This window comes from Blastococcus sp. SYSU DS0669, from assembly GCF_054050895.1.
This window is the reverse complement of sequence record NZ_JBJHAE010000043.1, coordinates 1-7,546: the sequence shown is the minus strand read 5'-3', so window position 1 is coordinate 7,546 and position 7,546 is coordinate 1. Positions and strand designations below refer to the sequence as shown.

At 73.5% G+C, this 7,546-nt stretch carries 6 protein-coding genes and 1 pseudogene; all 7 read left to right on the top strand.

Annotated elements, in window-relative coordinates; genetic code table 11:
- Positions 1 to 317: pseudogene (locus ACI792_RS20750) on the top strand (methyl-accepting chemotaxis protein); the annotation flags it as partial.
- 158 nt (positions 318 to 475) lie between these two features.
- Positions 476 to 2,887 (top strand): chemotaxis protein CheW, encoded by a 2,412-nt coding sequence (locus ACI792_RS20745; RefSeq protein ID WP_456604254.1) that lies wholly within the window; start codon positions 476 to 478, stop codon positions 2,885 to 2,887.
- Between the two features lies 1 nt (position 2,888).
- Positions 2,889 to 3,341, top strand: a complete 453-nt coding sequence (locus ACI792_RS20740; protein ID WP_456580253.1) for a chemotaxis protein CheW — start codon at positions 2,889 to 2,891, stop codon at positions 3,339 to 3,341.
- Positions 3,342 to 3,640: 299 nt separating this feature from the next.
- The gene (locus ACI792_RS20735) at positions 3,641 to 4,543 is read left to right on the top strand and encodes a hypothetical protein (RefSeq protein ID WP_456604253.1); all 903 of its coding nucleotides are present in this window, start codon (positions 3,641 to 3,643) and stop codon (positions 4,541 to 4,543) included.
- Positions 4,544 to 5,026: 483 nt separating this feature from the next.
- The gene (locus ACI792_RS20730; RefSeq protein WP_456604252.1) at positions 5,027 to 6,154 is read left to right on the top strand and encodes a protein-glutamate methylesterase/protein-glutamine glutaminase; all 1,128 of its coding nucleotides are present in this window, start codon (positions 5,027 to 5,029) and stop codon (positions 6,152 to 6,154) included.
- Positions 6,151 to 6,975, top strand: coding sequence for a CheR family methyltransferase (locus ACI792_RS20725; RefSeq protein WP_456604251.1), 825 nt, complete (start codon positions 6,151 to 6,153; stop codon positions 6,973 to 6,975). The genes ACI792_RS20730 and ACI792_RS20725 overlap by 4 nt, the downstream gene beginning before the upstream one ends.
- 1 nt (position 6,976) lies before the next feature.
- On the top strand, positions 6,977 to 7,360 hold the full coding sequence (locus ACI792_RS20720) for a response regulator (RefSeq protein WP_456604250.1): 384 nt from the start codon (positions 6,977 to 6,979) through the stop codon (positions 7,358 to 7,360).
- Positions 7,361 to 7,546 lie beyond the last annotated feature (186 nt).

Genomic DNA, 7,546 nt, shown 5'->3' with positions numbered 1-7,546 from the left:
GGGTGCTGGCCATCCAGGGCGACACGACCGCGGCGGTCGCGGCGATCGAGGAGATCTCCCAGATCGTCGCGCAGATCTCCGACCGCCAGACCACCATCGCCTCGGCGGTGGAGGAGCAGACCGCGACCACGAACGAGATGTCGCGGTCGGTGCAGGAGGCCGCCGGGGGATCGGGGCAGATCGCCGCGAACATCACCAGCGTCTCCACGGCGGCGGACTCCACCACCCAGGCGCTCACCCAGACCCGCACCGCCGTCGACGAGCTGTCGCGGATGGCCGGCGACCTCCGGGCCGCGGTGGGCCGGTTCAGCTACTGAGCACCACCAGCCCGCCCCGGCGACGGTCGGATGCAGCGGCGGGCTGCCGATAACACGGCTGACGGGCGTCGGCGCGGGTTCACCTTGACTCCGCCGACGGCCCGCCGATGACCCAGCGGGGCCGCCTGTGCCCCGTCGCGATGAGAGAGAAGGCAGCAGTGGACGGTCTGGACGACATCGTCGAGGAATTCCTCGTGGAGAGCCACGAGAACCTCGACCAGCTCGACACCGACCTGGTCGCGCTCGAGCAGGAGCCCGACTCCCGCGAGCGGCTGTCCAGCATCTTCCGGACCATCCACACGATCAAGGGCACCAGCGGCTTCCTGGCGTTCAACCGCCTGGAGGAGGTGACCCACGTCGGGGAGAACATGCTGTCCCGCCTGCGGGACGGCGAGCTCGCCCTGACGCCGCAGCGCACCAGCGTGCTGCTGCAGATGGTCGACACGGTCCGGTCGCTGCTGACCTCCATCGAGGCCTCCGGCGGCGAGGGGTCGGTCGACGTCTCCGCCGTCGTCGCCGCTATCAGCGCCGCCATGGAGGACGGCCCGGTCGCCGCTGCCGAGGCCCCTGCGCCGGCCGTGGCCCAGGAGGCCGCTGCGGCGGTGCCCGCCCCCCGGGCCCCCGCGAAGGCCGCCGCCAAGGCCCCGGCCAAGGCCGCCGCGCGGAAGACCCCCGCGAAGGCGCCCGCCAGGGCAACCGCCAAGGCCCCGGCCACGCGGACGCCGCGCGCCAAGGTCGCCGCCGCTCCCGTCGCCGCTCCCGTCGCCGAGGAGCGCCTGGTGCCCGAGCCCGTCGTCGACCACCCCGAGGGGGAGGCCGCCCACCCGGAGGCGGCCGGTGGCCAGACCCGCCGCGCCGTCGCCGACAGCACGATCCGCGTGGACGTCGACCTGCTCGACGAGCTGATGCTGCTCGTCGGCGAGCTGGTGCTCACCCGCAACCAGATCGTGCAGAACGTCGCGCGGCAGACCGACACCGACCTGATCCGCGCCTCCCAGCGCCTCAACCTGATCGCCAGCGAGCTGCAGGAGGGCGTCATGAAGACGCGCATGCAGCCGATCGACCACATCTGGTCCAAGCTGCCGCGCGTCGTCCGCGACCTCGGCCTCCAGCTGAAGAAGTCGATCCGCCTGGAGATGGAGGGCCGGGACACCGAGCTCGACAAGACCCTGCTCGAGGCGGTCAAGGACCCGCTGACCCACCTGGTCCGCAACTCCGTCGACCACGGCATCGAGGCGCCCGAGGACCGGAAGAAGGCCGGCAAGCCCGCCGAGGGCGTGCTCACCCTCCGCGCCCGGCACGAGAGCGGCCAGGTCGTGGTCGAGGTGGCCGACGACGGCGCCGGCATCGACCCGGTCAAGCTCGGCGCCAAGGCGGTCCAGCGCGGCCTGCTCACCCAGGACGCGCTGTCCCGGATGAGCCCGGCGGACATCCTGCAGCTGATCTTCCTGCCCGGCTTCTCCACCGCCGCGGCGGTCACCAACGTCTCCGGCCGCGGCGTCGGCATGGACGTCGTCAAGACCAACATCGAGTCCATCGGCGGCACGATCGAGGTCGAGTCCGATGCCGGCGTGGGCACCGTCTGCCGGCTGCGCATCCCGCTGACGCTGGCGATCGTCCCGGCGCTGACCGTCGAGTGCGCCACCGACCGCTACGCCATCCCGCAGATCAGCCTGCAGGAGCTCGTCTCCCTGGACGCCGAGAAGGCCGTGAACGCGGTCGAGGAGGTCGGCGGGGCTCAGGTCTACCGGCTCCGCGGCGAGCTGCTCCCGCTCGTCCGGCTCACCGACGTCCTGGGCCTGACCTCCGAGCGGCACGACGGGCACGTGGTCATCGCCGTGCTCCGCTCCGAGGGCCGCCGCTTCGGGCTCGTCGTCGATCGGGTGATCAACACCGAGGAGATCGTCGTCAAGGCGGTCGGCGGCCAGCTCAAGGCCATCGGCCTCTACTCCGGGGCGACCGTCCTCGGCGACGGCACCGTCGCCCTCATCCTCGACGTGCAGGCGCTCGCCCGGCGGGCCCTGCGGACCGAGACGACCGACCGCCAGGAGGCCCGCGCCGGCTCGCTGCAGACCGTGGCCACCGAGACCGACCGGCAGCGCATGCTGCTGGCCGCCATCGGCGGCGGCCGCCGGGTCGCCATCCCGCTGGACACGGTCACCCGCCTCGAGCAGGTGCGCGCCGAGTCGGTCGAGAAGGTCGGCAACCGCGAGGTCGTCCAGTACCGCGGCGCGATCCTGCCGATGGTCCGGCTCGACCGGCACCTGGGTGCCTTCGGCGAGTCCGACCGCGAGGTGCTCGAGGTCATCGTCTACGCCGACCACGGCCGCAGCGTCGCCATCGTCGTCGAGGAGATCCTCGACATCGTCGACGGCGAGGCCGCGGTGCGCAGCGACATCGACGACATGGGCCTGCTCGGCTCCGCCGTCCTGGGCGACAAGGTGACCGAGCTGCTCGACGTGCGGGCCGCCATCCTCGCCGCGGATCCGCAGTTCTACTCGGCCGCCCCCAGCGCCACCCACCCCTCCTCGACGCCCTCCGGCGTCCCCGACGCACTGCTGGAGGTCTGACGTGACCGAATCGACGCTCACCCTGGCGCCCGCGACCAGCGGCCAGCTGGCCACCTTCCGGCTCGACGGTGATCTGTACGGCATCGAGGTCGAGCACGTGCAGGAGGTGCTGCGCAGCCAGCAGCTCACCCGCGTGCCGCTCGCCCCGACGGCCGTCGCCGGGCTGATCAACCTCCGCGGCCAGGTGGTCACCGCCATCGAGCTGCGGGAGCGGCTCGGCCGGCCGGCGCGCCCGGAGGGCACCGACCCCGTCGTCATCGTCGTCCGGCTGCACGGCGAGGCCGTCAGCATGCTCGTCGACTCCATCGCCGACGTGGTGGACGTCGACGCCGGCGACTTCGAGGCGCCGCCGGACACCCTGGAGGGCCAGGCCCGCGATCTCATCCGCGGCGCCTACAAGCTCGACGGGAAGCTGCTGCTGGCCCTGGACGTGCAGAAGGCCGTCAGCGCGTAGCACCCTGTCGTCCTCCGGTCCGGGGCCCACTCGGCACGACACCACACCGCGGCACCGGGCGGCGGGGAGGGACCACCTTCCCGCCGCTCCGGCGTTTCCGGGACCGGGACGCGCGACGACCGGGGCAGCACCTGCGGTAGCGACCGGTCACCAGGCGTGATCAATCGCTGACCGCGCACGGTGCGACACGCGCTGTAGGGGTACAGGCGCTCCTGCGATGGGGTGACGGGCACATGGTGCTGCCCCGCCCGGGCAGCCAGCATGGGTTCGTCCCGTTCCCGGAGCCCTGGAGGCGTGCCGTGCCCTACTCCCTGGTGAGTGCCGCCACCTTGGGCTTCGACCTGGTCCGCCTGCCGGCCGGCCGGCAGGTCGCCGAGGTCCTCCTCGCGGGCCTCGGGGCCGACGAGCAGGCGCTCACCCGCCTCGCCGGGGTCCACCCGGGTCGTGGGCTGGACCGCGAGCAGCGCGGGGTGCGCGCCGTCCGGTCGCGCCGCGCCCGGGAGATGGCCGCCGCCGTGCCGCACGTGCGCACCGCCGCGGGCGCCGCCGAGGGCGCCGGGGACCGCACCGCCCTGCTGGTGCGCCAGCTGGAGCAGGGCACCATCGGCGATGCGCCCACGCTGGAGCGGCTGCTCCGGGACGACGTCCTGGGCCACGAGCACGCCCTCGCGGGCCGGCTCGGCGCCGACACCTGGGAGCAGGCCGCCGACGTGCTGGCCGACGCCGCCGTCGGCTTCTGGGCCGCCGGGGTCCTGCCCCCACTGGTGCGCCGCGACCTGACCGCCGCCTTCGACCGGGCCCTGGACGCCGGCCCGCTGGCCGGTCCCGCGGGCTGGGGGCTCGAGCACGCCGGGGAGCTGACCGGCTTCCTCACCGCCGTCCGGGAGCTCGACGAGGGCGGTCGGTCGCGCTGGCGGGCCGCCGTCGACGAGGGGCGCGCCGCCCACCGGCCGTGGGCCACCGCGATGCACGAGGCCTCGTGGGGTGCGCACGTGTCCGGGCGCACCCGGGCGCTGGCCTCGGCGCAGCTGCTCGCCGTCCAGGCCTTCCTCGACGGCGGCTTCGACCTGCACGACGGCGCCGCCGGCGTCTGGAACGCCGTGGCCGGGTGCGTCCAGGCGCTCGTGCTCGACGACCTGCTGGGCAGCGAGAGCGCCGCCGTGCTCCGCGCCCCGGGCCGACGGGTCTCCGCCCTCGCCTGACCGGCCCGCGGCTGTCCGCGCCGCGTCGCATCCCTCCCGCTCGGCGACCATTTCCGGGGCACTTGTCGACAATGGCCCGTGCGCCGCTCTCCCGCCATCGTCGACAATGATGGGCGACCAGGAAATGGCGCGGCACCTTTTCGCGTGTCGGCTTCACCCGCCCTCTCCGCCGCCGAGAATCTGAGTCGGCACCAGTCCGCCGAGTCCGCGATCCACCGCGCGGCCATGCGGATCTGGGGCGTTCCGGGGAGCACGGCGCTCCCGCACCGGAGACCTCCACGACCATTCCTCGGAATGTCGGTCGCGGTCACCGGTCGGTGGTGCCGTGCATTTCGGCGCCGCGCCGGGGCGCACCCGTCGTGATCATCCGAGAAATGCGGGCGACATCGGACGCCGCACCGCCGACGGGCTCAAGCCGGACGCGGAGATGCCGATACAGACAACGAGCCCGCCGGTCGGCGCGGGCAGGGGCCAGGAGGACGTGTGAACCCGATCCGGGTGATGGTGGTCGACGACTCGGTCGTCGTCCGCAAGATCGTCACCGACGTGCTCTCCGCGGACCCGGGGATCGAGGTCGTGGGCACCGCCGTCAACGGCAAGGTGGCCCTCGGCAAGCTGGCCGCGCTGGAGCCCGACCTGGTCACCATGGACATCGAGATGCCGGAGTTGAACGGCATCGAAGCGGTCCGGGGGATCCGCGGGGGCGGCGCCGGCCGGGCGTTCACCCGCCTGCCGATCATCATGTTCAGCACGCTGACCGAGCGCGGCGCGACCGCGACCCTCGACGCCCTCTCGGCGGGGGCCAACGACTACGTCACCAAGCCGGCCAACGTCGGCAGCGTGGCCCAGTCGATGGAGAGCGTCCGCGAGCAGCTGATCCCGAAGATCAAGGCGCTCACCGGCCGCCCGGTGACGACGCCGGCCCGGGCCGCGGCTCCCGCGGTCCTGCCGCCCCGCCCCGCCGTGCCCCGCACCGGTCCGGGCAAGAAGCCGGCGGTGCTGGTCATCGGCTCCTCCACCGGTGGTCCGGAGGCGCTCGCCCGCGTGCTCCCCGCCCTGCCGGCGAACCTCCCGGTGCCTGTCCTGCTGGCCCAGCACATGCCGCCCGTCTTCACCCGCCAGTTCGCCCAGCGGCTGGACCGGCTCTCGCCGCTGCGGGTCGTCGAGGCGGTGGACGGCACACCTCTCGCGCCGGGCACCGTGCACCTGGCCCCCGGCGACCACCACCTCGTCGTCCGGAACAACGGGCGGGCCGGGTTCAGCACCGCGCTGAACCAGAACCCGCCGGAGAACTTCTGCCGCCCCGCGGTCGATCCGCTCTTCCGCTCCGCGGTCGCCGCCTACGACGGCGCCGTCCTCGGGGTCGTGCTCACCGGCATGGGCGCCGACGGGCGGAACGGCTGCGGCGAGATCCGCAACGCCGGCGGCACCGTCGTCGTGCAGGACCAGGCGACGTCGGTCGTCTGGGGCATGCCTGGCGCCGTCGCCCAGGCCGGCTACGCCGACGAGGTGCTGCCGCTCGAGCGCATCGCCGAGGCGATCCAGCGGCACCTCGCGGGTGCCGCCGTCCTGAACACCAGCACCCCAATGGCCGTGGGAGGTCGTCGATGAGCCTGACCGCGACCAGTTTCGACTGGGTCCGTGACCTGGTCCGCAAGGAGAGCGCGATCGTCCTCCAGCCGGGGAAGGAGTACCTGGTGGAGGCCCGGCTCCTGCCGATCGCCCGACAGATGGGCATGACCGACGTCGGCAAGCTCGTGGAGAGCGTCCGGGTGCGCCCGGACGCCGACCACACCCGCCGGATCGTGGAGGCGCTCACCACCAACGAGACCTCGTGGTTCCGCGACGGCGACCCGTTCACCGCCTTGACGTCGACCGTGCTCCCGTCACTGCTCCAGGCGCGTGGCGCCAACGAGCGGCTGCAGATCTGGTCGGCGGCCTGCTCCAGCGGGCAGGAGCCGTACACGATCGCGATGCTCCTGGACGACGCCCTGCCCAACGCGGCCTCTCGCGTGTCGATCACCGCGACCGACCTCTCCCGCGAGATGGTGCAGCGCACCCGGGCCGGCCGGTTCAGCCAGCTGGAGGTCAACCGCGGCCTCCCGGCGCCGATGCTGGTCCGGCACTTCACCCGCTCGGGCAACGAGTGGGAGGTGTCGCCGAACCTGCGCCGCATGGTCAACGCCTGCGAGTGCAACCTGGCGGCGCCGCTGCCGCGGATGGGGCCGTTCGACGTCGTCTACCTGCGCAACGTCCTCATCTACTTCGACCTGCCGACCAAGCAGTCGATCCTCCGCCGCGTGCGGGACCTGATGCGACCCGACGGCTGGCTGTTCCTCGGCGCCGCCGAGACCACCCTCGGCGTCGACGACTCCTGGGAGCGGGTCGTGATCGGCCGCAGCTCCGCCTACCGCCCACTGAAGGGGGCCTGACATGCGTGCCTTGGTAATCGACGACTCGCGCGCCATGCGCCGGATCGTCAGCGGCATCCTGACCGGTTTCGGCTACGAGGTCCGGGACGCCGAGCACGGCCGCGCCGGCCTCGACGTGCTGGACGAGGGCTGGATCCCCGACCTGGCCACCATCGACTGGAACATGCCGGTGATGGACGGGCTGCAGTTCGTCTCCGCCGTCCGCACCAACCCGGCGTGGCGGTCGATGACCATGATGATGGTCACGTCGGAGAGCGAGCACACCCAGATCGTCCGCGCCCTGGCCGCCGGCGCGCACGAGTACGTGATCAAGCCGTTCACCGCCGACGCCATCCGCGACAAGCTCGCGCTGCTCGGCCTGCTCCCGCAGGAGATCGCCCTGTGACGACCACCGACACCGGCCAGCGGCGTCGCGCCACCGACGCGCGCCTGGTCATCACCGACCTGATCGACGAGACGACCGTCGAGTCGAGGGGGGGGGGGGGGGGGGGGGGGGGGGGGGGGGGGGGGGGGGGGGGTGGGGGGGGGGGGGGGGGGGGCCCCGGGGGGCGGGGGGGGGGCTGGGGGGGGG

Coding starts and splice junctions, on each gene's coding strand:
- ACI792_RS20720 (WP_456604250.1), top strand. CDS start 6,977: ATGCGTGCCTTGGTAATCGACGACTCGCGCGCCATGCGCCGGATCGTC.
- ACI792_RS20725 (WP_456604251.1), top strand. CDS start 6,151: ATGAGCCTGACCGCGACCAGTTTCGACTGGGTCCGTGACCTGGTCCGC.